At 36.3% G+C, this 26,819-nt stretch carries 21 protein-coding genes; 9 read left to right on the top strand and 12 right to left on the bottom strand.

The genetic code is table 11. The features are described from left to right. Positions 1-453 precede the first annotated feature (453 nt). From BW946_RS17475 to BW946_RS17440, 7 genes are all read left to right on the top strand, one after another. Positions 454-1,929, top strand: a complete 1,476-nt coding sequence (locus BW946_RS17475) for a hybrid sensor histidine kinase/response regulator (protein ID WP_076597384.1) — start codon at positions 454-456, stop codon at positions 1,927-1,929. 5 nt (positions 1,930-1,934) lie between these two features. Then, positions 1,935-5,543 (top strand): response regulator, encoded by a 3,609-nt coding sequence (locus BW946_RS17470; protein WP_076597383.1) that lies wholly within the window; start codon positions 1,935-1,937, stop codon positions 5,541-5,543. Positions 5,544-5,558: 15 nt separating this feature from the next. Next, on the top strand, positions 5,559-5,924 hold the full coding sequence (locus tag BW946_RS17465) for a response regulator (protein ID WP_076597382.1): 366 nt from the start codon (positions 5,559-5,561) through the stop codon (positions 5,922-5,924). After that, on the top strand, positions 5,925-6,755 hold the full coding sequence (locus BW946_RS17460; RefSeq protein ID WP_076597381.1) for a CheR family methyltransferase: 831 nt from the start codon (positions 5,925-5,927) through the stop codon (positions 6,753-6,755). It abuts the gene before it with no gap. Positions 6,756-6,766: 11 nt separating this feature from the next. Continuing rightward, the gene (locus BW946_RS17455) at positions 6,767-7,336 is read left to right on the top strand and encodes a chemotaxis protein CheB (RefSeq protein ID WP_076597380.1); all 570 of its coding nucleotides are present in this window, start codon (positions 6,767-6,769) and stop codon (positions 7,334-7,336) included. Positions 7,337-7,355: 19 nt separating this feature from the next. Further along, positions 7,356-7,727, top strand: coding sequence for a response regulator (locus tag BW946_RS17450; protein WP_076597379.1), 372 nt, complete (start codon positions 7,356-7,358; stop codon positions 7,725-7,727). A 440-nt stretch (positions 7,728-8,167) separates the two neighbouring features. Continuing rightward, positions 8,168-8,848: a MarR family winged helix-turn-helix transcriptional regulator gene (locus BW946_RS17440; RefSeq protein ID WP_076597377.1), complete on the top strand. Its 681-nt coding sequence runs from the start codon at positions 8,168-8,170 to the stop codon at positions 8,846-8,848. A gap of 315 nt (positions 8,849-9,163) precedes the next feature. Here the strand turns inward: BW946_RS17440 and BW946_RS17435 are convergent, their stop codons facing one another. From BW946_RS17435 to uvrA, 3 genes are all read right to left on the bottom strand, one after another. Next, the gene (locus BW946_RS17435; protein ID WP_076597376.1) at positions 9,164-9,934 is read right to left on the bottom strand and encodes an alpha/beta hydrolase; all 771 of its coding nucleotides are present in this window, start codon (positions 9,932-9,934) and stop codon (positions 9,164-9,166) included. Between the two features lie 99 nt (positions 9,935-10,033). Further along, on the bottom strand, positions 10,034-10,801 hold the full coding sequence (locus tag BW946_RS17430; RefSeq protein WP_076597375.1) for a methyltransferase domain-containing protein: 768 nt from the start codon (positions 10,799-10,801) through the stop codon (positions 10,034-10,036). A gap of 92 nt (positions 10,802-10,893) precedes the next feature. Then, positions 10,894-13,686, bottom strand: a complete 2,793-nt coding sequence (gene uvrA, locus BW946_RS17425) for an excinuclease ABC subunit UvrA (protein ID WP_076597389.1) — start codon at positions 13,684-13,686, stop codon at positions 10,894-10,896. Between the two features lie 633 nt (positions 13,687-14,319). Here uvrA and BW946_RS17420 point away from each other — a divergent pair. Together BW946_RS17420 and BW946_RS17415 are read left to right on the top strand one after the other, a co-directional pair. Then, on the top strand, positions 14,320-16,131 hold the full coding sequence (locus tag BW946_RS17420; protein ID WP_076597388.1) for a TonB-dependent receptor plug domain-containing protein: 1,812 nt from the start codon (positions 14,320-14,322) through the stop codon (positions 16,129-16,131). A 71-nt stretch (positions 16,132-16,202) separates the two neighbouring features. Continuing rightward, positions 16,203-16,919: a DUF2490 domain-containing protein gene (locus BW946_RS17415; RefSeq protein WP_076597374.1), complete on the top strand. Its 717-nt coding sequence runs from the start codon at positions 16,203-16,205 to the stop codon at positions 16,917-16,919. Here BW946_RS17415 and BW946_RS17410 read toward each other — a convergent pair. From BW946_RS17410 to BW946_RS17370, 9 genes are all read right to left on the bottom strand, one after another. Further along, entirely contained in the window at positions 16,916-18,964 is a 2,049-nt protein-coding gene (locus BW946_RS17410) for a M48 family metallopeptidase (RefSeq protein ID WP_076597373.1), read from the bottom strand. The genes BW946_RS17415 and BW946_RS17410 overlap by 4 nt on opposite strands. 26 nt (positions 18,965-18,990) lie before the next feature. Next, the gene (locus BW946_RS17405; protein ID WP_034694511.1) at positions 18,991-19,437 is read right to left on the bottom strand and encodes a phosphohydrolase; all 447 of its coding nucleotides are present in this window, start codon (positions 19,435-19,437) and stop codon (positions 18,991-18,993) included. A 79-nt stretch (positions 19,438-19,516) separates the two neighbouring features. Beyond that, positions 19,517-19,852, bottom strand: coding sequence for a YegP family protein (locus tag BW946_RS17400; protein WP_076597372.1), 336 nt, complete (start codon positions 19,850-19,852; stop codon positions 19,517-19,519). Positions 19,853-19,879: 27 nt separating this feature from the next. Then, complete coding sequence (locus tag BW946_RS17395) at positions 19,880-20,194, bottom strand: hypothetical protein (protein WP_076597371.1); 315 nt, start codon at positions 20,192-20,194, stop codon at positions 19,880-19,882. Between the two features lie 148 nt (positions 20,195-20,342). Then, the gene (locus tag BW946_RS17390; RefSeq protein ID WP_076597370.1) at positions 20,343-22,121 is read right to left on the bottom strand and encodes an acyl-CoA dehydrogenase family protein; all 1,779 of its coding nucleotides are present in this window, start codon (positions 22,119-22,121) and stop codon (positions 20,343-20,345) included. Between the two features lie 50 nt (positions 22,122-22,171). Next, positions 22,172-22,528, bottom strand: a complete 357-nt coding sequence (locus tag BW946_RS17385; protein ID WP_076597369.1) for a four helix bundle protein — start codon at positions 22,526-22,528, stop codon at positions 22,172-22,174. A gap of 36 nt (positions 22,529-22,564) precedes the next feature. Further along, complete coding sequence (locus BW946_RS17380) at positions 22,565-23,743, bottom strand: thiolase family protein (protein WP_076597368.1); 1,179 nt, start codon at positions 23,741-23,743, stop codon at positions 22,565-22,567. A gap of 103 nt (positions 23,744-23,846) precedes the next feature. Continuing rightward, on the bottom strand, positions 23,847-24,311 hold the full coding sequence (tnpA, locus tag BW946_RS17375; RefSeq protein WP_076597367.1) for an IS200/IS605 family transposase: 465 nt from the start codon (positions 24,309-24,311) through the stop codon (positions 23,847-23,849). 83 nt (positions 24,312-24,394) lie between these two features. After that, positions 24,395-26,788 (bottom strand): 3-hydroxyacyl-CoA dehydrogenase/enoyl-CoA hydratase family protein, encoded by a 2,394-nt coding sequence (locus BW946_RS17370; protein WP_076597366.1) that lies wholly within the window; start codon positions 26,786-26,788, stop codon positions 24,395-24,397. Positions 26,789-26,819 lie beyond the last annotated feature (31 nt).

Below are 26,819 nucleotides of genomic sequence, written 5' to 3'. Positions count from 1 at the left end.
TAATAAAAAGTTATTTCCGTAAAATTTTTTGAGCTATGAGGGCTCAAAATTTTCCAGAATAACTTTTTAACTTACACAGTTAGTGAAACACTACCTTTTATATAGTTTATTTGTATTCTATATTCTGATGCGTTTTATCTTTCCAGCATTGTTATGCTAACCTGATATAAAATTTCACACTCTTCATAGAGTTTATCAATAAAAATAAGCGGATTCCCCAAAATTTGATTTTACCCCAAATATTTTGAATACATATTCTTTTGTTTTCATAAACTTCTTCTCTTTATCCTGCCAATTATAATCTGAAAAATGATAATGCGAATGCATAGTTTCCGGGGAAAAAATGTGGTATGAAATACTTACTCATAATCCTTTAAAAATTGCTATTTTTTGAAATATTGTGAGTATTTTTGAGGTTTAAATATCTGTAACTAATTATTGATTTTAACTTCTATGATTTTAATTGTTGATGACAATCAAAGTAATCTTTATTCACTGCAAAAATTACTTGAATCCAAGGATTTTCAGGTGGAAACAGCCAATTCCGGTGAAGAGGCTCTGGGCAAAGCCCTCAAAAACGACTATGCCCTCATTATTCTGGATGTTCAAATGCCTGATATGGACGGCTTTGAAGTGGCGGAAACACTGGCAGATTATAGCAAGACAAAAGAAGTTCCCATTATATTTTTATCGGCTGTCAGCACAGACAAAAAATTCATAACGCAAGGCTATGCTTCCGGTGCTAAAGACTATGTAACTAAACCTGTGGATCCTGAGATCCTTTTGCTTAAGGTGAAAACCTTCTACAATCTTCAGGAACAGAATATAGCCATGAAAAAGACCCAGCAGAATCTTGAACTGGAGGTTAAAGGAAGACGTGCATCACAAGTGACGATGAAGTCTCAGATAGACCATTTTCACTTAATGCTGGAATCGCTTCCACAAATTGCATTTACGCTGAATGAAGCAGGAGCCGTTGATTTTGTGAATGGTAAGTGGTACGAATATTCAAAAACCGAACAGAATTTCCCTGAAATACATCCGGATGATCCTGATATCACAGACGAGTTTGCAAGATGCAGGAAAAAAGGAAAAGCTCTTGAGCTGGAGATTAGAATTAAAAATGTCATTTCAGGTAATTACCGCTATCATTTGCTAAGAGTAACTCCGGTTTATGATGAAGGTCGTATTAAAAACTGGGTTGGAACTTTTACTGATATTGATGACCAGAAGAAAATCGAAAAAGAAAAGGACGAATTTTTAAGTATTGCAAGCCATGAGCTGAAGACACCTCTAACGAGTATTAAAGCATATGTGCAGTTATTAGAAAGAAAGTTGAAACTTGATAAAGAAAGCTCAGAAGCAGGATTTGTTATGAAAGTTCAGGGACAGATTGAAAAGCTGAATACCCTTATTACAGATCTGCTGGATGTTTCCAAAATAGAAAATGGTAAGCTTAAAATTAATAAAAAACCGGTTAACCTCGAAAATTTGATCAATAATGCTATTGAAACAATATTGCAAACCCATGATCAGCGCGAAGTGAAAATTGAGCGTCATGGAACAAAACCTGATATTTTAATTCCTTTAGATGAGATCCGTATAGAGCAGGTTCTCATTAATTTTCTCACAAATGCCATTAAATATTCACCAGATAACAATCAGGTTATAGTTACCACTTTTGTAGACAAGGAAGCGGAAGAAGTACGAGTGAATGTAACCGACTTTGGGATTGGAATTCCTGATTTTAAACAGGATGCTGTATTTAAGAAATTCTATCGTGTAGAAGAATCTTCATTGCAGTTTCAGGGTATGGGGATCGGATTGTTCATTTGTTCTGAAATCATCAAGCAGCACCATGGAAGTGTTGGCGTTTCCAGCATTCTAGATGAAGGCTCTACTTTTTATTTTACATTACCACTAAATTAATTTTAATGCCCAAAAAAATAATACGAAATCTTCAGTTTGGAGTAGGTCTTTCGCTTTTGATTTTAATCGCAAGTTCACTGGCTTCCTATTGGAGTATCCGGAACCAGATGAATCATCGGGAGAATCTTTCTAAAAGCAGACGTTCTGTAACAGCAGTGAAAGATGTGCTGGTTGCTTTACTGGATGCAGAAACCGGAAACAGAGGTTATCAGCTTACCGGAAGAGAAGACTTTCTTGAACCCTATAAAAGGGGATTGAAAGAATATCCTGAAGCTTTGATACGCGCTGAATCTTTGGGTATCAATGATCAGAATCAATTACAAAGACTTGCCGGTCTGAAAGCTGCAGTGGATCGGGTAATGGATAATCTGAAGCATTTGGTTGAGAGCAGACGAAGAGGTATTATAATGACTCAACAGCAGATTATTGAAGGCAAGGCCTATATGGATCAATCCCGGAAAATTGTTAATGATTTTGTACAATACGAAGAAAGGCAGCTGCAAATTAAAAATAAGGATCTTAACCGTTCATCCCAGACAACGGTTCTGTTTATCATTTTTTCCGCAATTGCTGCAGTTGTTGTAACTGCATTTTTCTATATAAAAATGCGCGCAGATCTTATCCGAAGAGATAAACTGGAAAAAATGCTTAAGGAGAAGGATGAAGAAACAACGCGTCGTGTAAGTGCTATTCAAAAAATTGCCAACAGAGTAGCTAACGGTGATTATAGTGAAAAAGTAGTGGATAACGCTCAGGATGATCTCGGAGACCTTGTTGAATCTCTGAATAATATGACAGAGTCTCTCAAAACCTCCTTTGATAAAATTAATAGAAGTGACTGGCGTCAGAAAGGTCTTGCTTTGCTGAATGAATCACTGGTAGGAAATAAATCGGTGCAGGAAGTTTCTGATAAAGCTTTAATGCAATTGATTGAATATGGAAACTGTATCAACGGTTCGCTGTATTTATATGATGAAGGCCTCTTAAAGCTTAATAAAGCTTACGGACTGGAATCCAATATGAAAAAATCTTTTGAACCTGGAGAAGGAATGGTGGGGCAGGCTTTTGTTAAAACTAAAACACAGGTTTATAATAATCTTCATGAAGATGATTTTGTAGTGACTTTTGCCAGCAGTACGATTAAAATTTATGGAATTATACTGCTTCCACTCTTTTCAGACGGTCATATAATCGGAGTTCTGGAACTTGGCTCCACTTCTAACTTTGATGAAGACAGAATAAGTTATTTTGAAGAATGTTGCGTTAATATAGGAATTGCCCTGAGTGCTGCAAAAGGCCGGGAAAAAGAACAACAGTTACTGGAAGAAACCCAGGCACAGTCTGAAGAACTGCAGGTTCAGCACTCTGAACTTGAAAATCTGAATACTGAACTTGAAGCACAAACACAGAAACTTCAGGCTTCGGAAGAAGAGCTCAAAGTACAGCAGGAAGAACTGATGCAGGCCAATGCAGAACTGGAAGAGCGTTCCAGATTGCTGGAAGAGAAAAATCATTTGATTGCTGAACGTAATAATGAGATTCAGAAGAAGGTAGAGGAGCTGGCATTAAGTACCAAATACAAATCTGAGTTTTTAGCCAATATGTCTCATGAATTGAGAACTCCGCTGAATTCAATCCTTCTTTTATCACGACTAATGACGGAAAATCCGGATGAAAACCTCAATGAAGATCAAGTAGAATCTGCAAAAGTAATTCATAGTTCCGGAACCAGTTTATTAACCCTTATTGATGAAATCCTGGATCTTGCAAAAATAGAATCCGGTAAAATGACTCTTGAATATCAGGAGGTGATTATCGAAGAAGTGGTAAAAGATCTAAAGAGTCTTTTTAACCCTGTCTTTCAGGAGAAAGCCCTTCCGTTTAACATTGAAATTGAAGCAGACGTTCAGAACGTTATCGAAAGTGACCGTCTTAGAATTGATCAGGTCTTAAGAAATCTATTGTCCAATGCTTTAAAATTTACCACAAAAGGGAGCATCGATTTACACATCAAAAAACATTCTGAAAAACCTGATTTCATAATATTTTCAGTTAAAGATACAGGTGTTGGTATCGCAGAAGATAAGCAAAAGATCATCTTTGAAGCATTCCAGCAGGCAGATGGTTCTACCAAACGAAAATTTGGAGGGACAGGCCTTGGTTTATCAATCAGCCGTGAAATTGCCAGGCTTCTGGGAGGAGAGCTGGCTCTGAAAAGTGAGGTAGACAAAGGAAGTGAATTCAGTTTTATCATTCCTGTACATGCCGTAACGGAAATTGCTCATTCTGAGACGGATCAGAATCTTGTAGAAGTGATACGTGAAGATGTGGAAGAAATCCAAAATATACTTGATGATGGAGAAGAAAAAAACACTCTGTTAAATACCCTTGAGATTCCTGATGATGTGGCGGATGACAGAGAAAATATTCAGGAAGGGGATAAAGTTATTTTAATTATTGAAGATGATATCAATTTTGCTAAAGCCTTATTGAAATATGCTCATTTGCAAAACTATAAAGGAGTTGTTGTAGTGAGAGGAGATTATGGTCTTTCAGCAGCTCAGAAGTACCACCCACATGCCATTTTACTGGATGTTCAGCTTCCTGTAAAAGACGGTTGGGAGGTAATGGACGAACTGAAATCTGATCCTTATATCAAACATATTCCGGTTCATATGATGTCTGTCCTTCATCTTAAAAAGGAAAGCCTGATGAAAGGTGCTGTAGACTTTATTAACAAGCCGGTAGCGCTGGATAAAATGACTGATGTATTCAGAAAAATCGAAGAAGCCTTAAAAAAAGGATCTCAAAAAGTGCTGATTGTAGAAGAAAACGCCAAGCATGCCAGTGCATTGTCTTATTTCCTGAGCAATTTCAATATCTCTTTATCAGTAGAACATACGGTGGAAGATAGTGTAAAAGCTCTGACTTCGGATCTTGTTGACTGCGTTATTCTGGATATCGGAAGCTCAAAAGGAAATGATTATCATGTAATAGAATCAATCAAAAGTCATGAAGGGCTGGAAAATCTTCCTATTATCATTTTTACAGAACACCATTTATCTAAAGAAGAAGAGCTTAAAATAAAACAGTATGCAGATTCAATTGTTGTAAAAACAGCACATTCATACCAGAGAATTTTAGATGAAGTAGGGTTGTTCCTGCATTTGGTGGAAGAAAAAAATAATTCCTCAGAAAATACCACAGGCAGAATGTTGGGATCTCTTACCGAAGTGCTGAGTGGTAAAAAAGTACTCATTACGGATGATGATGTCCGTAATATTTTTTCTTTAACCAAAGCCCTGGAAAAATATAAGGTGGAAGTGATTGTAGCCATGGATGGAAAGCATGCCCTTGAGCAAATTCACCACAATCCTGATATAGATGTGATCTTAATGGATATGATGATGCCGGAAATGGATGGCTATGAAACCATAAAGCAGATAAGAAAAATGCCGGCATTTAAAAAGCTTCCTATCATAGCCGTAACTGCAAAATCAATGATTGGAGATCGCGAGAAATGTATTACAGCCGGAGCTTCGGATTATATCTCAAAACCCGTGGATATTGATCAGCTATTGTCGCTTCTTCGCGTTTGGTTATATGAAAGTTAAACAGATAAAATTCTGATGAATAAGAAAATTTTAATTGTGGATGATGATCCACGCAATATATTCGCATTGAAGCTAACCCTTAAGGCTCGTGGATATGCGGTTGAAACCTGTACTATGGCTCAGGAAGCCTTAGATATGCTAAAGGCTGATGCTCAGTTTTCAGTGGTACTGATGGATATGATGATGCCTGGAATAGATGGCTATGAGGCGGTAAGGATTATAAGAAACACCCCTGAAATCAAAGATATTCCCGTTGTTGCCGTTACTGCACAGGCAATGCCTGAAGACCGTCAGAAATGTATTGAGGTAGGGGCTGATGATTATGTTTCGAAACCCATTGATGTAGACCTTTTAATAATGGCAATAGAAAAACTTTCATAGATGCTGGAACCAAGTATCATAAAAGATAAAGAAGTAGAATATCTGATCAACGATGTTTATGAGATGTATGGCTATGACTTTTCCGGTTATAGCAGGGCTTCGTTTAAAAGAAGGGTGAATCGTATATGCCTTTTAGACCGGTTTACCAGCTTCGCGGAACTGAGATATACCATCATGAATGATGCCGAATATTTAAAACGTTTTGTAGAGGAAGTTACAGTAAATGTCACAGAAATGTTTCGCGATCCTTCTTTTTTTAAAGCATTAAGGGAGAAAATTTTGCCTCAATTAGGAACCTATCCTTTGATCAGGATCTGGATTGCAGGATGCTCCACGGGGGAAGAAGCATACTCTATTGCTATTTTGCTGAAAGAAGCAGGTCTTTATCATAAATCCCTTATCTATGGTACTGATTTAAACCCTGCAGTTCTTGAGACGGCCAGAGCCGGAGTTTTTCCGCTGCAGCAGATGAAATTGTACTCCGAAAATTATATGCTTTCAGGTGGGAAAAGTGATTTTTCTGATTATTATACGGCCAATTATGACAGTGTAAAGTTTGATAAAAGCTTACAGGAAAAACTTATTTTGTCTACTCACAATCTGGTGTCAGACAGTTCTTTCAATAGTTTTCAGCTGATTATATGCAGAAATGTTCTGATTTATTTCGATAGAGACTTGCAGGAAAGGGTATTCAGCCTTTTTGACAACAGTCTGGAAAATTTAGGCTTTCTGGCTCTTGGAGCTAAAGAAACACTTAGGTTTTCTACCATTGAAAAGAATTATCATCAGGTGGAAGACCAGAAAATCTGGAAAAAGCTTGATCACCATTAATAAATACTGCTATGAAATCACTGACGAACATTGAACTCATTGTTATAGGAGGATCGGCAGGAAGTCTGCAGGTCATTATTGAAATGATCAAAAATCTTGATGATACTTTGAAAATCCCAATAGTTGTTGTGCTTCACCGTAAAGCCCAATCCGGAGATATTTTGCGGACTTTACTACAGCAGTTTACTAAAATACCGGTTATAGAAGCAGAAGATAAAACTGAATTAAATGATAACGCCATATATATTGTTCCTGCTGATTATCATTTACTGTTTGAGAATAAGAAAAATATGTCATTAGACAGCTCAGAAAAAATGAATTATTCCCGCCCTTCAATAGACGTTACCTTCAGATCTGCAGCGGAAATTTTTGGAGAGCATATGATTGGAATGCTTTTATCAGGTGCCAATGCTGATGGAGTAGAAGGTTTGTGCTACATAAAAAAAAATAACGGACAGGTGTGGATTCAGGATCCGGCCACGGCAGAAGTAGAATATATGCCCAAACATGCCGTAGAAGAAATTAATTATGATCTCATTATCAGACCGGATAATTTGGCAGATTATATCAATCAATTGTAATAAGAATAACCTAAATAATATGAACAAAAAGAAAATTTTAATTTTTGATGATGATGCTGCTATTTTGGAAGTAATTACCATCATATTTGAAGAGAATGGCTACGAAGTTAAGATTTCAGAAACTTCACATGACATTCTGGAGAAAGTAGCAGAATATCATCCTGATGTTATTCTGATGGATAACTGGATTCCGAAAATAGGAGGAGTAGAAGCTACAAAACTTCTTAAAAGCAGTGAAGAATTTAATCATATTCCTGTCATCTATATTACTGCAAATAATGATATCGCGGCTTTAGCTTCCGAAGCACAGGCAGATGATTATGTATCAAAACCTTTCAATCTGGATGACCTTGAAGAAATGGTGGCAAAACATCTAAAAGAACAGGTATAAATACCATATACTTTTCCAGGCATCAATAATCTCTCAAATTTTGAGGGATTATTGATTTTTCAGAGTAGAAATTATTTCATTTTTTGTCAGATAATAGCTGTTGATATTATGAATTAAAGAGCGTAATAAAAGATATAACTGCGGGTTGTCCATTATCGTATTTGAGAATGTCTGCACAAGAATTAATTTTTTTGAAACTATATTATGTGCAGTAATATATTCAGAACTAAGATCAATGTCGATATTCAATTCCCTCTTTATTTTGAAATTAAAATATTCATCTATTAAATGCTTATCATTAATCAGATCCAATAATTCTATTTTTGTTTCATCCATACTATTGATAATTATACTTTAAAGTACAAATGTTATACCGTATAAGGGGAAAATACTTAACATTATAATAAAATAAGGTATATTTGTATACTATTTTAATCAACATGAATTTTGCCCTTATTAAAGATTTTATGACGCTCCTCGAGCAATTTGAATCAGAAGCTAATATATATCCGGATGTCTATCCTGCTACAATAGAAGGCTTTAAGACCTGGATTTCTGATCAGGAGACTACCCAACAGACTGATACTTTTGATGAGCCTTATTGGGAAGGTAAAGAAAATGGAAGAACACCGGAAAGTGCAATCAATACATTACTTGTTCATCTTAACCGATATGCAAAAACTTACTCAAAATCTGCGATATCAGATTCTGAATTTTCTACCCAGGAAGACTTTATTTATTTAATCAATTTGAAGGCATTTGGTGAAATGACCAAAATGGCCCTTATCAAAAAGAATATTCATGATAAACCGGTAGGCATGCTTATCATTACAAGACTATTGCGTCAGGGGCTTGTTGAGCAAACAGATTCTGATCTGGATAAGCGAAGCAAATTAATCCGTATTTCTGAAAGAGGGTTGTTGACCCTTGAAAAACAAATGGAGAAGATCCGGCAGGCTACCAACATTGTGGCAGGAAATCTTAACCATAAAGAGAAGATGGATCTGATTCGTATTCTCAATAAACTGGATCGTTTTCATTATCCTATTTTTTCGCGAAACATCAACTCAGATCAGCTTATTAACACTGTTTATGACGAATATGCATTTGAAAATTCATAGTAAATTCTTACAAGTACTATTTGCAAAACTACCTAAATAAAAGAATCTGCCCTTTAGGGGCAGATCCAGTAGATAATACATCTCATTTTTTTAATTAGACAACAATAAAAAGCACAGCCGACAATGCTGTGCTTAAATTTTTATTTCAAATTTAATTGCAATTTCAAGAGTAGTAAGAAAAGCAAATAAAGTTTCCACTTCGATGTTTATTACATAGTAAATGTAGTAATAATTTTAATACGGAATATGAATTTAATGTTAAAATTCACAAGTTATCCACAAAAAAATGTGGATAACTTATTGGGTTTTCTGAAATCATGGTTCAGAAAGGTATTGTAAAACAAAATCATTCAAGTTTTTTTTCTCTTCATCAGTTCCTTTATCGTCCATATGTCCATGATTGATCTGCGTAGGCTGTACGGTGATATGGTACTTATCCCGGTTCTCTTCATCAGGCAGAACGCCTTCATCAGCAGGGTAATCATTGGAGCGTAATGTGTAAATCCTGGGAAGGGAAGTTCTCGGCAGGAACATTCTGCGGTTATCCATTGTAATCAGTTTATATACCAGGTTAGGATGCTGATTGGTGAATAATGCTGCCATATCCCCTCCATTAGAATGGCCTATAAGAGTCAGATGCGGGTAATCCAGTTCCGGGTGAGTCTTTTTGAGTTCATTCAGTACAAACAGAATATTATCAGAACCACTTTGCCAGAAAGGTCTTCTTACAATCTGCAAATTTCCTTCGGTTGGTAAAAGACTGTCTGTTGTAAGTTCATGTTGAATGCTTACTGTAAAATAGCCTTTTGAAGCCAGTTTTTTCGTTAAATAAGAATATACAAAATAATCTCCACCTTTGTTGGCTCCATATCCATGACTAAAGATAACGACTGGCTGATGTAGGATTTTTTTAACAATTTTAGGATGGTAAAAAGCAACAGGAATCTTCCGGTTTCTGCTCTGGTCAAATAAGGTTAATGTATCCAGCTTTACTTCATAATCATTATTTCCAGTATTTTTCTTTTGTACGGAACAGTTGAATATGAAGAGAGGAATGGCGCAAGTAATGATTTTAGAGTATTTCATGAATTGTTTTTTTATAATCCGGAATTTAGTTCATCTGCCAATATAGGAGGTAGTTCCGGTGAGGAAAATCATCTTCCTTTTTAGCTTTTTAAAGCTGTTTTATTTCTTACGGCCATACATCAGGATACGCTTAAATGCATAGATGGCCGGATATTTTGTAAATCTTTTTGCGATGCGTGATTTAAATTCTGAAATGAAATTTTCTTTCTGTTCCCCTTCCAGACGTTCTAAATAAGGTAACAATGCTGTTCCGGAAATAAAGGTGTATAAAGCCTCGGAATCATCTGCAATAATAGGGTATACCTTCTGAAATATTTCAATATCCTGAATTCCGTTATCAAATAATATCTGGGCATAATCATCCATTGAAAGCACCGGAGAATCACGGTTGAAATGATTTAACTGGGATACGTAGGGTTCTTCATCTGCCATTTCTGTAAGAATCTGATTGAGAATATTTTCTTTCTGAACAGGCATTTGTATGGCTAATTGTCCTTTTTGTGAAAGCAATCCAATAAGTTTAGGAAATAGGGCTTGGTGATCATCAGCCCATTGTAAAGCGGCATTACTGAACACAAGATCCCATTTCTGGTCAGACTGTGCTGTTTCTTCAATAGACTGAAGCTTAAAATGAAGGTTTTTATTTTCATACTTCTTTGATTTTTCAAGCATTTCTGCTGATGAATCAATTCCTAAGAATGTGGAACCTGTCAGTTTTTCCGTAAGGATAGAGGTTTGTTCTCCGGTTCCACAGCCTAAGTCAATAGCTTTTATATTGTTTCCGGGCTTAATCAATGCTGCTAGATCATAAAAAGGCTTGTAGCGTAGATCTTTGTACTGATCGTATAATTCAGGATTCCAGGGCATAAAGAATAATTTTGTAATGGTTTAATACGTTGAATAAATATAGAAAATCTCAATAAAAAATCGGCTGTTTCAAAACAGCCGATTGTATGTATTTATTGTTCCAGTTTTTCTTTGATGTATTTTGCCGTATAGGACTTTTTGTTTTTAGTCAGATCTTCAGGTGTTCCTGCAAATACAACTTCTCCACCGTGTTTTCCAGCTTCCGGGCCAATATCGATAATATAATCTGCACATTTGATGATATCTGGCTGATGTTCAATAACAATCACCGAATGTCCAAGATCAATCAATGCCTGTAATGATTTCAGTAATTTCTTAATATCATGGAAGTGAAGTCCTGTGGAAGGCTCATCAAAGATGAATAAAGTTTTATCTGTTGTAATCCCCTTTACAAGGAATGAAGCCAGTTTCACACGCTGCGCCTCACCACCGGAAAGGGTAGAAGAGCTTTGTCCCAGTTGTAAGTAGCCTAAACCTACTTCCTGTAAAGGTCTCAGTTTCGTTACGATCTTCTCTTCATTATTGTCTTTAAAGAACTCCAATGCTTCATCTACGGTCATGTGAAGAATATCAGAGATGTTTTTCTCATCAAATCTTACTTCAAGGATCTCATTTTTGAATCGTGTTCCTTTACAAACTTCACATTCAAGTTCAATGTCTGCCATAAACTGCATGGAAACGTTGATTATACCTTCTCCTTTACATTCATCACATCTTCCGCCATCTACGTTGAAAGAGAAATGTTTAGGCTTATAACCCATCATTTTAGCCACTTTCTGCTTGGCAAAAAGATCACGGATGTCATCGTAAGCTTTTAAGTAAGTTACAGGGTTTGAACGTGATGATTTTCCAATCGGGTTCTGATCAATCAGTTCAATATTTTTGATCATTTTCTTCGGGAATTCTACAGAGTCATAATCTCCTTTTTTACCGCCCATTCCAAGCTGGATCTGGATGTCATTGGTAAGGATTTCTTTCATCAAAGTAGATTTTCCACTTCCTGAAACTCCGGAAATGACTACCAGACTTTCCAAAGGAACGTCTACATCTATATTTTTAAGGTTATTCTGACGGGCTCCTTTAATGTGAATCCATTCTTTTCCTTTTCTTCTTTTCTTCGGAACTTCTATTTCAAGTCTTCCTGTAAGATATTCTGAAGTAAGCGTGTTTGCTTTTTTCAGATCCTTATAATCTCCGGCAAATACCAGTTCGCCGCCAAGATACCCCGCTTCCGGGCCAATATCAATAATATAGTCTGCCGCTCTCATCACATCCTCATCGTGTTCCACTACAATGACGGTGTTTCCAAGATCACGAAGATTTTTCAATACTTCGATCAGGTTTTCCGTGTCTTTAGAGTGCAACCCGATAGAAGGTTCGTCTAATATATAAATAGAACCTACCAAAGAACTTCCTAAACTGGTTGCCAGATTAATTCTCTGACTTTCTCCTCCCGACAGGGTATTCGATGTTCTGTTTAATGTTAAATATCCTAATCCTACTTTTAATAAAAATTCCAGACGGGTAGTGATTTCATAGATCAGTCTTTTGGCCACTTCTTTGTCGTGATCGGAAAGCTTTAATCCGTTAATTACCGGAGCGAGTTCATCCAAAGGCAGTTCGATCATCGACTGAATATTATGTCCGTCTACTTTTACCCAGCTTGTTTCTTCACGAAGTCTCAATCCTTCACATGTAGGGCAAAGTGTTTTTCCTCTGTAGCGGGAAAGCATTACTCTGTACTGGATTTTATAAAGGTTTTCTTCAAGCATTTTGAAGAAATTATTGATGCATGGGAAGTTACTCTTTCCGTCACCTTTCCAAAGGAAGTTTTTCTGTTCTTTTGTTAATTGATGATAAGGTTTGTGGATAGGGAAGTCACCTGCTTTTTTGATGAAATCTTTTTTCCATTCACTCATCGTTTCTCCTCTCCAGCAGACAACAGCATCTTCATAGATAGAAAGCGTTTTATTGGGAACTACAAGATCTTCATCAATCCCGATTACTTTTCCGTATCCTTCACATGCCGGGCATGCTCCGTATGGGTTATTGAAGCTGAAAAAATGAACGTTGGGTTCAAGGAATTCCATACCGTCCAGTTCGAACTTATTAGAGAATTCTTTTACTTTTTCGGTATCGGCGTTTTTTAATGAACAATATCCGCGTCCTTCATAGAATGCCATTTGAATAGAGTCTGCAAGTCTTTGTAAAAAGCTTTCGTCTTCTTCGTACGAGAAACGGTCTATTACAAGGTTGATCGTCATTCCTTTTTCCGGAGCAAAACCAAAACTTTCCAGATCTTCAATTCCGGCTACATTTCCATTGATTTCAAGTCTCGTGAAACCGGCCAGTTTTAAAACATTTAATGTTTCTTTAAAATTATTAATGTCATATTCCAAAGGAGCGGTCAATAGAAATGAAGTATCTTTTTTTGAAGCCTTGATGAAGTCAATTACATCAGAAACCAAATCTTTTTTCACTTCTTCTCCCGAAATCGGTGAAAAGGTTTTCCCAATCCTTGCAAACAGGAGTTTCATATAATCGTAGATCTCTGTAGAAGTTCCCACTGTAGAACGAGGATTGGAAGAAATTACTTTCTGCTGAATAGCAATAGAAGGAGCAAGTCCTTTGATATCATCTACTTTTGGTTTTTCTAATTTTCCCAAAAACTGACGGGCATAAGAACTTAAGCTTTCAACATATCTTCTCTGTCCTTCCGCATAAATAGTATCAAAGGCTAAAGAGGATTTTCCGCTTCCTGAAACTCCTGTGATAACAATAAGCTTATTCTTCGGAATCAGGACGTCTATATGTTTCAGATTATTAAGATGGGCATTCTTAACGAAAATCTGTTTTTTTATATCTATTTCTGTTGTGTTAGCCATATTTTGTTTATTCATAAAAAGACTGCACAGCATTAAGGCTGCCAGTAACGGTGTTTGGCTACAAATATTCTGCAGCCGGTATCAATTGAACTTTTACCTCTATTCTGAATTCATCCGAAACCTGTTGCTGCATTTTTATAAATGCGGACAAAAATCACTGTTGAAACAGAATACTTTCATCGTAAAATTAAGACCCACAAAATTACGAAATTTTAGCGAAAAATTTACGCTTATCTTATTGTTAAAAATTGTTATTATCAACATGAAATAAGAATTCAAAAAAAGAAAAAGACCTGTAGATAAATGATAAAAATAAATGTTTTTTGTGGACTTAATTTTGTTTTATTATTTGTTTTACAGTGTTTTATGTATATTTTTAAAATGTGTTGTGTTTTTTTATGTAACTATTGTTTTATGTTGTAAAATTATTTAAAATTGTAATTGTAAATATGTAATATAGAAATGAGAAAATTATTCAGAGATCTAGTTACACATTTAATGAAAAAAAGATAGAATTACTCCCTCACACAGATGCAGCATTACGCTGCATCTTTTTTTATGACAACTATCATTTGCCTGTCTTGGTGAACTCCCTTACTTTTGGACTCTGTTAAAAAAACTACGAAAACGGTTATGATCAAAAAGATAGGAAGTGCTTTTTTTCTGGGAACTTTACTTTGGGTAAATGCACAGGAAAAGACAACAGATATTGAAAGCATTGAATTTCAGGGAAAATTTATCTCTACACCTTATAAAAGCGCTAATCAGAACATCAGCGTTATCACCAGAGAAGACATTGTAAATTCTCCGGCTAAAAGTATCGATGAAATTCTTCAGCAGGTGCCAGGGATGGATATCAGAAGGAGAGGAGCTAATGGGGTGCAGAGTGATATCGGTTTTCGTGGAAGTTCTTTTGAGCAGGTTCTGCTGTTGTTGAACGGAATCAGGATGAATGATTCCCAGACCGGACATAATAGTATGAATATTCCGGTAGATCTTGATGACGTAGAAAAGATAGAGATCATAAAAGGCCCGGCAGCAAGACGTTTCGGACAGAATGCATATGCCGGTGTTATTAATATTATTACCAGGACTACACCAGGCAAGAAAGTAAAAATCAGTGCAGAGGGCGGAGATTACAGCACGTATGGTCTTGGATTTAATGCGCAGATTGGAAATGAGAAGTTCACGAACTCTCTTCAGGCAAATTCTGCCTCTTCAGAAGGCTATATGTTCAATACAGATTATGAAATCAGAAATGTATTTTATCAGGGAAAACTGAACATCAAAAACGGAGATGTAAGAGTACAGGCTGGCTTTTCGGAAAAGAAATTCGGAGCCAATGGTTTTTATGCTTCCAGTGCTGCTACAAAACAATATGAGGAAACACAAGCTTCTATCGTAAGTGTGGCTCATCAGCAGACTTTTGGAAAACTGAAACTTAATTCTAATGTATACTGGAGAAGAGGACAGGATATGTACCTTTATGACCGATGGAATCCTATTTTTTACCGAAATATGCATATTGGAAATAATGTGGGTGGAGAAGTGAATTCCAGTTACCAGTGGGGATTGGGAACAACCGGAATTGGAGTTGAGCTTAGAAAAGAGGTTTTGGTAAGTAGTAATTTGGGAGACAGAAATCGTTTTGTTTCTCAGCTTTTCTTTGAACATCATTTTTCATTGCTGGATAAAAAACTGAATATCAGTCCGGGAATTTCTTGGGCAAACTATTCGAAGGAAGGAAACTTTTTCTATCCTGGGCTGGATGTAGGGTATAACTTTAATTCTAATAATAAAATCTACGGAAATATTGCAAAAGTACACCGTATTCCAACCTTTACGGATCTGTATTATATAAGTAAAACTGAACAGGGAAATCCTGATTTACAGCCTGAAAATGCGCTGTCATCCGAGGTTGGCTACCAATATCAGGATAATAAAATTTTAGCCAAAGTAAGCGGGTTTTTAAGAAATTCCAGCAATTCTATTGACTGGGTTAAAAAAGAGCTGAGTGATAAAGTCTGGTATGCTCAGAATGTTGGAGATATCAAAACGAAAGGAATAGAAGCAGAGTGGAGCCACAGACCGACAGACTGGTTAAAATATACCGTTGGATATACTTATATTGACAGCAGATATGAAGAAAAAGCGGGTCTGGTTTCTCGATATATTCTGGATAATCTGAAACATCAGTTTGTTTCCAAATTAGAAGTAAAATTCCTGAAAAACTTTACCAATGAGCTTGTTTACCGTTACAATGAAAGAGTCAATCTGGGAACCTATAATCTTGTAGATGAGAAGCTGAGCTTTGCCAAGAAAGATTATTCGGTTTATGTACTGATTAACAACGTAACAAATACAAAATATACGGAAGCATTTGGAGTAGGAATGCCGCAAAGATGGTTCCACATTGGGTTTTCTTATACTATTAATATTAAGTAGCTGTTAATTTAATATTAATGAAAGTTAATATTAACAAATTGTTAAAAAATATACATTTGCAAAAATTTTTTATGAAACGTCTTATAGGCCTAGGTTTACTACTTGGAATTTCTTTTTTTAAAGCACAGGAACACATTTCCAGCTTCAATGCAGTAACTCTGACCTATAAGTTTCATCCGAAATTTTTCCTTTATGCAGAAGGTCAGCTGCGTGGTAACGAAGATTATACTTATCCCGATTATTATGAAATAAAAGGAGGATTAGGGTATAATCTTACCAAAAACCACAAACCTTTTGTAGGACTTGGAAGATATGTTAACTATAAAGAACACAGTCTGAGCAGAGAGGAGTTCAGAGTTTGGCTTCAGGACATTATAGATATCAAGAAAGGTATCGTAAAGTTTGAAAATCGTTTCCGTGCTGAAAAGAGCTGGTTCTATGAGCCGAAAACAGATCAGACTTCACAGAGAATGCGTTACAGATATCGTCTGAACGTAAGTGTCCCTTTAAACGCCAAAACCATTAAGAAAGGAACTGTTTTTGCCAATGCTTATGACGAAGTATTCTTTGTCTCTCCGATGAAGCCTACTTTTGCCAGAAACAGAGTCTATGGCGGTTTCGGCTATCAGATTGATGATTATTTTGGCATCGTGAGCGGATATCTGTGGCAGCGTGAATTTGAAGCAAAAGGAAACAAAAATTTACATTTCGTTTACCTTGCGTTAAACATCAATATCGACGGAACAGATCATCACACGAAGACTTACGATTTCCCGGGGGCGGATTAATTATTATTCAAACCGGCCTGAAAGTTTAAAAGCTCCAGTTTAGAATTAAGATAATAATCATTCAGTAATGTCTGATATTTTTCAATCACTAACGATATGGCACTTACTTCATGTTCAAGGTATTTGTCTTTATTGAAGTAGATGTATTCAGATTTTACAAATTCCTGTAAAATATTTTTATCATCAGGCTTTAAAGCTTCTTTGTAAGCCGAGTTTTCAATCAGTTGTTGCGTCTTCAGTTTAAAAGGTTCTTCTGCTTTCAATAGTTTAGCCCTGTGTTTACGGATTTCTTCAAAAGGTAAAGTGGCAGCCATAAACTGGAGGTATGGTGTAAAATCATTAAGACTTTTCTGAAAATCATCAAATTCTTTATCGATTACTGCAAAATTTTTGTACTTTTTAAGAAGGTCTTTTTTAATATCTTCATCGGAAATATGATAGTAGTATTGAAAAACAGCCTTGTCATTTTCCAAAAGTTCGTCTTTTACTCTTCTCAGTTCATTTTCTATTTGAGGGATAAGGCCTGCAGCATCTTTTGCTTTGTATAAAGTGCCGTCAAATCTGAATGTTTTTATTTCTTTCGGATGGGAAGCCAGGTATTGCAGGATCTGTATATCACCCTCTATTCCTGATTTTTCATAGACTAAAGATACCTTTTTGTCACTGAAAAGATCTCTATCATCATGAGCCGCAGCATCAGGAATACATGATTCAATGTTTTCTATAACAGGATTGTGCCTTTCGTAATATCCGTTAAAATTGGAACTGAAAGACTGATAGATATTATGATCCAGATAAAGCTTGATGAAAGTTTCATCCTCTATCACTTCACCCACGTTTTTCACCATGTGTAAAGTGAGGTATTTTGACGTCATAATTTCACAAATCTTATCAAACCCGCTGATAATTTCTTTTGCAAATCTGTGGTCTGCGGCTGTTCTTCTGGTTTCGTTTGTTCTAATTCTTTCAATTCTTTTTAAAATATCAGGATGTGAAGTCCACTGGTCTTCAATTTCTATTCTGGATTTGTTATAGCGGGTAAGATCTTCAGCATCAATTTTTGGAAATCCGTTGATATAAGGATGGTTATTCCTTTCAGATAGAATTTTCATTAAAGAGACCTGATTCTTGTACAGGTCTTTTGGAAGATATTTCTGATTACTTTCAATGTAAAAATTAAAGGAAGTATTAAAAGCAACATCACTCAATTCCAGTCTTAATAAAGATGAAGTCTGCTCATCAGGATTGGTTATATAGGTTGAAATAGCATCTGCATGGTATTCCATTTCTCTTTGCAGGGAAGCATGATTTTTGAAAAGAAAGCTGGACATGCTTTTAAGAACAGATTGAAATGCATTAATGAAACTAACTGAAATCAGACCGAAAATTTTAAAAATAGCATTCCCTCCCGAAAACTCCATGATAAAGTTTTCATAGTCTTTATTATTGTAAACGGTTTCAAAAATAATCTTTTCTGCCTGGCTTACATAACCGCCTATTTTCATGCTTTTTTGAGAGAAATGTCCAAATTCGTGAGCCAGAATTGTCCGCAATTCTCCTACACTTGTAGTGTTGATCAACCCAACGCCAATCGTCAGATTTTTCTTCACCGGCAAAAACATGCTCCAGAAAACAGAGTTATAGCTTACACTGGCATTTACATCCGGAGAAAGAAAAACTTTTTGAGGGGCTTTTACTCCTGTTTCAGCCACAATTTCATCAATAATTGCAAAAAGCTGAGGCTGGTGAGATCTGTTAATTTCCAGCAGGTGACGTGTACTGTAATGGTTTTTTCTGAAAATAAATTTGACAAGGAAAATAAAAACAAAAATCCCTACACTTAATAATCCTGCCGCACCAAAAACGGTAAAGTAATTGAGAGAAACACTCAGCATTTTTATGGCACCATATCCTAATAAGAATATCATGAGCAGAGACGCGAGAATAAGTATCAGATAGATCAGAAAAAAAACTGAGATGGATACAATAGCAGAAACCAGCTTAGATTGATAAGCCGATGAAATTTTAGGTAGGTTATTAGTCATGTGTGTTTTTATTAAATTTTTCTTGATTAATATTTCTCTATCAGGTAACGATAAGCTTTCAGATATTTGTTGAATCTTTTGATGTCTTTAGGAGTAAGCTCTCTGTTTACTCTTCTGAGATCCATATTGTCACGAAGGTCATTCAGTTTTACAGCAACGGAAAGGAGAGATCGTTCTGTTCTTTTGATGAATTCATCATAATCTTCTTCAGGATCAAGCTTTGTAAGACAGCTGATGGCAAAAATAATATATTCAGGAAACCCTTCCGATCTTAAATAATCCAGGCTGAATTCCAGTGGGTGATCCTCTACCACATCGTGCAGAACGCCAACAATCTTTTCATCCAGTGTTTTACCATAATTCATTACACGCATTACGTGGGCAATGTAGGGAGCATGGTATTTATCGGTTTGTCCTTTATGAGCCTTATCGGCAATTTTGATTGCTTTATTCAGTAATTCTTCTTTTGTCATTTTTTACGAAAAATAGATTACAAAAATAAAAAATGCCTTAAAAACTAAGGCCTTTTTATGAAGAATATTTCAGATGATTTTACAAGTTTGTTTCGTCCTCTACAGGAGCATGCGGAGCATTGTTTTTTACAGATTCTATCCCGTTTTCCATACCATTGTCAGATTCATACATCTGGCTGGTTCCAATGATCTGTCCGTTTCCTGCTTTTAAATTAAAGTAACACCTGCCGTCATTCACTGTATTTCTTTCAAATTTTGCATCTTCCTGTGCATTGATTTTTACGGATCCGATTCCGTTTTCACAGGATGGTTTGGTACTGTATCCCTGACTGGTTAAAATGATCTGTCCGTTTCCTGCTTTAAGATTAAACTGGAAGTCTCCGTTTGTTTTTTGAGAGATAATAAACTTTCCCATGGTAATAATTTTTATTTTGTATTGTGTTTATTTGGATGGTATTATCTTTTTCCTGCTTGGCTGAAGCTTATCAGAAGTAATTGAATTTAAAATTTTATATTGTGACTCATCCTTTGATGGTTCTTTTAAAGCAAGATATAGAGCAGTATCTTTAGGCTTAACTGTCAGTATTTTGTAAAGTTCTTTCTGAGCATGCTCAGGTTTCAGAGCAAAATATCCCGGGAATTTTCCTTTAGAAACTATTTTGGTTGTATCAACCTTGGGAACAGGGATTACATTTTCTTTTTTTTGTGCCGTAAACATGGCCGAAATGAAGACTAGGGGAAATAATAATTTCTTCATGTGTTATTTAATTTAGAATAAAAATAATGATTTTTTTTGAATATACTTATTGGCTGCCAATAAATCCAATGATAACCATAAGAAATGTGGGCTAAAAATAAAAGCGCCCCAAAATTGGGACGCTGAATCAAATTTATGGTATTAAAGACTAATAAGCTCCTTTCTCAATATAGTGAGCTGCCACTTTTTCAGTAAGTGCTACTACATTCGGATGGTTGGTATATTTAGTAAATCTTCTTAATCCTGAAAGCATCATTCTCTGCTCATCTCCTTCAGCGAAAGAAACAATTCCTTCTTTAGCTGCCGTGATGATTTTCTCTACAGCTTTGTAAAGGTTCAGCTGAGCCATAGCTGCTTCTACAGATTCAGGAGAGAAATGTTTCTCTGCTCTTAATACTGCAGATTCTGCCATGTAGATCTGGTTAAGGATTTCAGAAGCATTTAATAATAAGTGCTGTTGTTTTTCAATATCCATCATGTATTTCTGAAGAGCTGCTCCGGAAACCATTAAGAATACTTTCTTAAGGTTAGCGATAATTGCTTTTTCTTCACTCATGAATTCTGAATAATCAGGAACTTCAAATGAAGGGATACCCATCAATTCTTTGCTGATGGCCATTGCAGGAGATAAAAGATCAAGTTCACCTTTCATGGCTCTCTTGATAAGCATTCCTACAGCTAATAATCTGTTGATTTCGTTGGTACCTTCATAGATTCTCGAGATTCTTGAATCTCTCCAGGCAGCTTCCATAGGAGTGTCTTCAGAGAATCCCATACCTCCGTACACCTGAATTCCTTCATCTGCTGTATGCTGGGCAAGGTCAGAAACAAATACTTTAAGGATTGAACATTCTACCGCGAATTCCTCAACACCTTTTAATTCTGCTTCCTGATGGCTTAATCCTGCTGCAACAAGCTCATCAATTTTATCCTGAACGTTTTTAGCAGCTCTGTAAGAACCTGCTTCACTTACGAAAACTCCGGTTGCCATTTCTGCCAGTTTTTTTCTGATGGCTCCGAAAGTAGCAATGGAAACACCAAACTGCTTTCTTTCATTAGAGTACTGGATAGAGTGGTTTAAGATTCTTCTCTGTGCATCAAGACAAGCTGCTGCCAGTTTGATACGGCCTACGTTCAGTGCATTTAAAGCGATTTTGAAACCGTTGTTTCTTTCTCCTAAAAGATTTTCCACAGGGATTTTCATATCATTGAAGAAAACCTGACGGGTAGAAGATGCGCGGATACCTAATTTGTGCTCTTCCTCTCCGAAAGTTAAGCTTTCAGGATTTTCAAGTTCAGATCTGTTGATGACAAATCCTGTGATATTTTTATCATCATCAATTTTAGCGAATAATGTGAATGTATCAGCAAATCCTGCATTAGAGATCCACATTTTCTGGCCGTTGATGATATAATGTTTTCCGTCTTCGGAAAGTTTTGCTTTTGTTTTCCCTGAATTCGCATCAGAACCGGCATCCGGCTCTGTCAGACAGTAAGCCCCGAATTTTGTTCCTGTTGCTAAATCCGGAAGGTATTTTTTCTTTTGCTCTTCAGTTCCGTAAAGAACAATTGGTAACGTTCCGATTCCTGTGTGTGCTCCATACGCTGTAGCCAATGAACCTGTAGTTCCGGAAAGATAGTCGCAGGCAAGCATTGTAGTGACAAAGCCCATTCCAAGACCTCCGTATTCTTCGGGAACAGCGATTCCCAACATTCCCATTTCGCCCAGTTTACGCATTGTTTCTTCTGTAAATGCATAATCTTTCTTCTCAAAACGCTCTCTTTGAGGAACAACTTCTCTATCGATAAATTCCTTCGCAGAATCACGAAGCATCTTTTGTTCTTCATTCAGTTCTTCAATACTGAAAATTTCGTTTGCAGGAATTTGTTTGATCAGGAATTCCCCGCCTTTAAGTATATTGCTCATTTGTTATTATTTTAAATTTTAGATTATAAATTTTAAATTAGATTTTGTTGTTATAAATTTTCAGATGATGTTTTAATGATTTTAGTCAAAATATTAATGATCATTTCAATGTCTTTTAAATATGAATTGATCTCAATTTGAACAAGATTTGAAGAATCATAAAGCTTCAGCCAATATCTTGTTTCTCTCGCTTCTTTATTTGCAATAGAAAGCTTTGATATAAAATCTTTTTTAGATTGAGCAGCTATAGCTTCTTCTACATTTGCTCCAATAGAAGTTCCACAACGAAGAATTTGTTTTGATAGAATAAACTCGTTTTGAGATTTACACTCAGTATAAAATTTAATTATTCTTAAGGCAAAATCAAAAGTTTTTATTTGGATCAAATTATCTTCTTTGAAACCCATTGCATCTAAAATTTATAATTTAAAATCTATAATTGATTAAAGTAGTTCAAAAATAGAGGCCGCTCCCTGTCCTGTTCCAACGCACATAGAAACCATTCCGTACTTGTTACCGCGTCTTCTCATTTCATCAAGAAGCTGAACGGTTAGCTTTGTTCCTGTACATCCAAGCGGGTGTCCAAGAGCAATTGCCCCTCCGTTTACGTTTAGAATGTCAGGATTTAAACCTAATTCTTTTTTGATTGCAACCGATTGAGAAGCGAATGCTTCGTTAAGCTCGATCAAATCGATATCTTTTAATTCCAGACCTGCCTGTTTCAATGCTTTTGGAATAGCATAAACAGGTCCCATTCCCATAATTCTTGGTTCTAATCCTGCAGCAGCATAGGCTACTAATCTTGCTTCCGGTTCAAGACCTAATTCTTTTACCATTTCTTCACTCATTACCATCACAAAAGCAGCTCCGTCACTCATCTGTGAAGAGTTTCCGGCAGTTACGCTTCCTCCGTTGGCAAATACAGGTCTTAGTTTTGCTAAACCAGCTAAAGAAGTATCAGCTCTCGGACCTTCATCTACAGAAAAATCGAATTTTTTAGTCTGCATTTTCTGATTTTCGTCAAGGAAATTATATTCTACAGGAACCGGAACAATCTGGTTGGCAAATTTTCCTTCCTGATTGGCTTTTAGAGCCTTCATATGAGATTCAAAAGCAAACTGATCCTGTTCTTCTCTTGTAATATTATATTGTTTTGCCACTTCTTCGGCTGTGTAACCCATTCCCCAGTAATAATCCGGGTTTGTTTTTGCAATATCCGTTTCCGGAACCGGCTTATAACCTCCCATCGGAATATATGACATTGATTCTGTACCACCCGCGATGATACAGTCTGCCATACCAGCCTGAATTTTTGCAGAAGCAATGGCAATTGCCTCACTTCCTGATGCACAGTATCTGTTCACGGTTACTCCCGGAACTTTATCTGTATTTAATCCCATCAAAGAGATCAGACGTGCAACGTTCAGCCCTTGTTCAGCTTCCGGCATTGCATTTCCTACGATAAGGTCGTCAATTCTGTTTTTATCTAATTGTGGTAGCTCAGCCATTAATTTTTCAATAACGGTAGCTGCCATTACATCAGGTCTTGTAAATCTTAAACTTCCTTTTGGAGCTTTTCCAACGGCAGTTCTGAAACCTTTTACTATGTATGCTGTTTTCATTTTTTTGTTTAATTAAATTGTTTTAAGACTTTTTTGCCTCGTAGAGGTAAACTGTTCATAGATATTGTTTTTGCTTTTTGCGGAGCTCCGTAGGAGCGACCTGTTAATCATTAATCCATTCGAATAAATATTTTGGATCATATTCTATCTCAAATTTTGACATAAAATCCAGATATTCTTCTCTAAAAGTTTTCTTTTTATGATGTTCTTCCTGATATAAAATATATTTTACAACAGAATCAACACTGCTTTTAGAGTAAGAAAAAGCTCCGTACCCTTCCTGCCAATTGAATTTTCCATTGATCCATCCTTTTTCATTGATGAATTTTGAAGAACCCGCTTTAATATCTCTTACTAAATCTGAAACCGCAAGTGTCGGATTCATACTTACAAGAATATGCACATGGTCAGGCATTGCAAAAACTGCGAATAATTTTTGATTTCTATTGGAAATAATACCTGTAATAAACTGATGTAATTCTTCTCTGTTTTCTTTTGAAATCAGATTTTGTCTTCCTTTTACAGCGAAAACAATGTGAATATAAATCTGAGTGTAGGTGTTTGCCATACATTAACAGGTCGCCTCTACGAGGCTTTCCAACTTTTAAAATTATTCATGCTATTAACAGTTCGCTCCTACGGAGCTTCCCGTTAGTTTCTCAAAGGTTTCCCATTTTGCAACATATACTGAATTCTCTCTAAAGTTTTTCTTTCCCCACAAAGCTGAAGGAAAGTTTCTCTTTCAAGGTTCAACAGATATTGTTCTGTTACCACAGTTGGCTCGGAAAGGTTTCCGCCTACCATTACGTTGGCCAGTTTATCCGCAATTTTCTTATCGTGTGCAGAGATGAAGTTTCCGGTTAGCATCTGGTCTGTTCCTACGTAGAACATTCCTAATGCATCTTTACCAAGAACTTTTACTTTTTGCTCTATAGGTTGGGTATAACCTTGCTCAGCTAATAATTTTGCTACTTTTTTAGCTTCAGCAATCTGTCTGTTTTTGCTTACAGAAACGATGTCTTTCCCTTTTTCAAGGATTCCCATATCGTAAGCTTCATAAGCGGAAGTAGCTACTTTACCCATGGCGATGTTCATGAAGGCATCACGAAGTCTGTTATTCTTCACGTCATCGTTGTGGAATTCTCTGGAAGTTCTCAAAGTCAATTCTTTAGTACCACCACCACCAGGAATTACTCCCACTCCGGTTTCTACAAGTCCGATATACGTTTCTGCGGCTGCAACCACCCGGTCTGCATGCATTGTCATTTCGCATCCTCCACCTAAAGTCATTCCGTGAGGAGCAACTACTACAGGAATAGAAGAGTAGCGTACTCTCATCATTGATTTCTGGAAGTAAGCGATCGCCATATTCAGATCATCCCAATCCTGCTCGATAGCCATCATAAGGATCATAGCAAGGTTTGCACCTACAGAGAAATTAGTTCCCTGGTTTCCTACAACCAATCCGTCATATTCTTTTTCAGCTAAATCAATGGCTCTGTTTAATCCGTCAAGAACTTCGCCTCCAAGCGAGTTCATTTTTGAACGGATCTCAAAGTTGATGATACCATCTCCCAAATCTTCAATTGCAGCACCTGAATTGCTCCAAAGTGTTTTATTTTTTCTGATATTATCTAAGATGATAAATGCATCCTGACCAGGAATTTTGTTGTATTCTCCTGAATTTTTATCAACGTAAATGCTTTGTCCTTCGTCATTCACTTTATAGAAAGTTTCTACATTTTTCACCCATTCAGAAACTTCGTATCCTGCATCTTTTGCCAGTTCAATACCTTTCTGAACACCTACAGCATCCCAGATTTCAAATGGACCGTTTTCCCATCCGAAACCGGCTCTCATGGCATCGTCAATTTTATAAACTTCGTCAGAGATTTCAGGGACTTTGTGTGAAACGTAAGCGAATAATGCTCCTAAAGACTTTCTGTACAATTCACCTGCTTTGTCTTTACCTCCGATTAATACTTTGAATCTGTCGATTGGCTTATCAATGGATTTGGTTAATTCTAATGTCGGGAATGACGATTTTCCTTGAAGTTCATACTCTAAAGTGTCAAGGTTTAATCCATGAATTTCAGATTTTCCTTCTGCATTTTTCACTTTTTTATAGAAACCTTGTTCTGTTTTTGAACCTAACCATTTATTATCCATCATTTTCTGGATATAAGGAGGAAGGGCAAATACATCATTGAAGTCATTGGCTTCCGCACCGCTCTGGCGAACGCCGTTGGCTACCATTACCAAAGTATCAAGACCTACCACATCAGCTGTTCTGAATGTAGCCGATTTCGGACGTCCGATGACAGGACCTGTTAATTTATCAACATCAGAAACGGTAAGTCCTAATTTCTGTACATTATGAAGAAGATCCATCATAGAGAATACACCGATTCTGTTGGCGATGAAAGCAGGAGTGTCTTTAGCTAAAACAGTTGTTTTACCTAAGAATTTTGCTCCATAATTCATATAGAAATCAATGATCTCAGGATCTGTATCATTAGTTGGGATAATCTCTAAAAGAGGAAGGTATCTTACCGGGTTGAAAAAGTGTGTTCCGGCAAAATATTTTTTGAAATCCTCGCTTCTTCCTTCTGTAAGGAAATGAATAGGAATACCGGATGTATTGGAAGAAATTAATGTTCCCGGTTTTCTGAACTGTTCAATCTTTTCGTATACGGACTTCTTGATATCAAGTCTTTCCACGACTACTTCAATAATCCAGTCTGTATTTTTTATTTTCGGAAGATCATCATCGAAGTTTCCGATTGTAATTCTGTCTGCAAACTTAGGTGAATAAAGAAGTGCAGGACTTGCTTTTTTCAGTTTTTCAAAGTTTTCGGAAGCAATTCTGTTTCTTACTCCCTTGTCATCTTTGGTCAAACCTTTTTTCTGTTCAGCTTCAGTAAGTTCAAAAGGAACAATATCCAAAAGTGATACTTCAACGCCGATATTGGCGAAGTGAGCAGCGATACCGCTTCCCATAATTCCTGAACCAAGAACCGTTACATGTTTGATTCTTCTTTTCATATGTAAATTTTTATTTGTATAAGATGATATG

The organism is Chryseobacterium sp. RU33C, assembly GCF_900156015.1.
Classification (GTDB): domain Bacteria; phylum Bacteroidota; class Bacteroidia; order Flavobacteriales; family Weeksellaceae; genus Chryseobacterium; species Chryseobacterium candidae.
The sequence above is the reverse complement of the archived record's forward strand: the minus strand, read 5'-3'. Positions and strand labels throughout refer to the sequence as shown.

Bases quoted from the DNA above. Each gene is read 5' to 3' on its own strand.
- BW946_RS17380 (WP_076597368.1), bottom strand. From the start codon at position 23,743: ATGAAAACAGCATACATAGTAAAAGGTTTCAGAACTGCCGTTGGAAAA.
- BW946_RS17370 (WP_076597366.1), bottom strand. From the start codon at position 26,788: ATGAAAAGAAGAATCAAACATGTAACGGTTCTTGGTTCAGGAATTATG.
- BW946_RS17430 (WP_076597375.1), bottom strand. From the start codon at position 10,801: ATGCCCTGGAATCCTGAATTATACGATCAGTACAAAGATCTACGCTAC.
- BW946_RS17385 (WP_076597369.1), bottom strand. From the start codon at position 22,528: ATGGGTTTCAAAGAAGATAATTTGATCCAAATAAAAACTTTTGATTTT.
- BW946_RS17390 (WP_076597370.1), bottom strand. From the start codon at position 22,121: ATGAGCAATATACTTAAAGGCGGGGAATTCCTGATCAAACAAATTCCT.
- BW946_RS17450 (WP_076597379.1), top strand. From the start codon at position 7,356: ATGAACAAAAAGAAAATTTTAATTTTTGATGATGATGCTGCTATTTTG.
- BW946_RS17470 (WP_076597383.1), top strand. From the start codon at position 1,935: ATGCCCAAAAAAATAATACGAAATCTTCAGTTTGGAGTAGGTCTTTCG.
- BW946_RS17465 (WP_076597382.1), top strand. From the start codon at position 5,559: ATGAATAAGAAAATTTTAATTGTGGATGATGATCCACGCAATATATTC.
- BW946_RS17410 (WP_076597373.1), bottom strand. From the start codon at position 18,964: ATGACTAATAACCTACCTAAAATTTCATCGGCTTATCAATCTAAGCTG.
- BW946_RS17435 (WP_076597376.1), bottom strand. From the start codon at position 9,934: ATGAAATACTCTAAAATCATTACTTGCGCCATTCCTCTCTTCATATTC.
- uvrA (WP_076597389.1), bottom strand. From the start codon at position 13,686: ATGGCTAACACAACAGAAATAGATATAAAAAAACAGATTTTCGTTAAG.
- BW946_RS17455 (WP_076597380.1), top strand. From the start codon at position 6,767: ATGAAATCACTGACGAACATTGAACTCATTGTTATAGGAGGATCGGCA.
- BW946_RS17400 (WP_076597372.1), bottom strand. From the start codon at position 19,852: ATGGGAAAGTTTATTATCTCTCAAAAAACAAACGGAGACTTCCAGTTT.
- BW946_RS17420 (WP_076597388.1), top strand. From the start codon at position 14,320: ATGATCAAAAAGATAGGAAGTGCTTTTTTTCTGGGAACTTTACTTTGG.
- BW946_RS17460 (WP_076597381.1), top strand. From the start codon at position 5,925: ATGCTGGAACCAAGTATCATAAAAGATAAAGAAGTAGAATATCTGATC.
- BW946_RS17395 (WP_076597371.1), bottom strand. From the start codon at position 20,194: ATGAAGAAATTATTATTTCCCCTAGTCTTCATTTCGGCCATGTTTACG.
- BW946_RS17405 (WP_034694511.1), bottom strand. From the start codon at position 19,437: ATGACAAAAGAAGAATTACTGAATAAAGCAATCAAAATTGCCGATAAG.
- BW946_RS17475 (WP_076597384.1), top strand. From the start codon at position 454: ATGATTTTAATTGTTGATGACAATCAAAGTAATCTTTATTCACTGCAA.
- BW946_RS17440 (WP_076597377.1), top strand. From the start codon at position 8,168: ATGAATTTTGCCCTTATTAAAGATTTTATGACGCTCCTCGAGCAATTT.
- tnpA (WP_076597367.1), bottom strand. From the start codon at position 24,311: ATGGCAAACACCTACACTCAGATTTATATTCACATTGTTTTCGCTGTA.
- BW946_RS17415 (WP_076597374.1), top strand. From the start codon at position 16,203: ATGAAACGTCTTATAGGCCTAGGTTTACTACTTGGAATTTCTTTTTTT.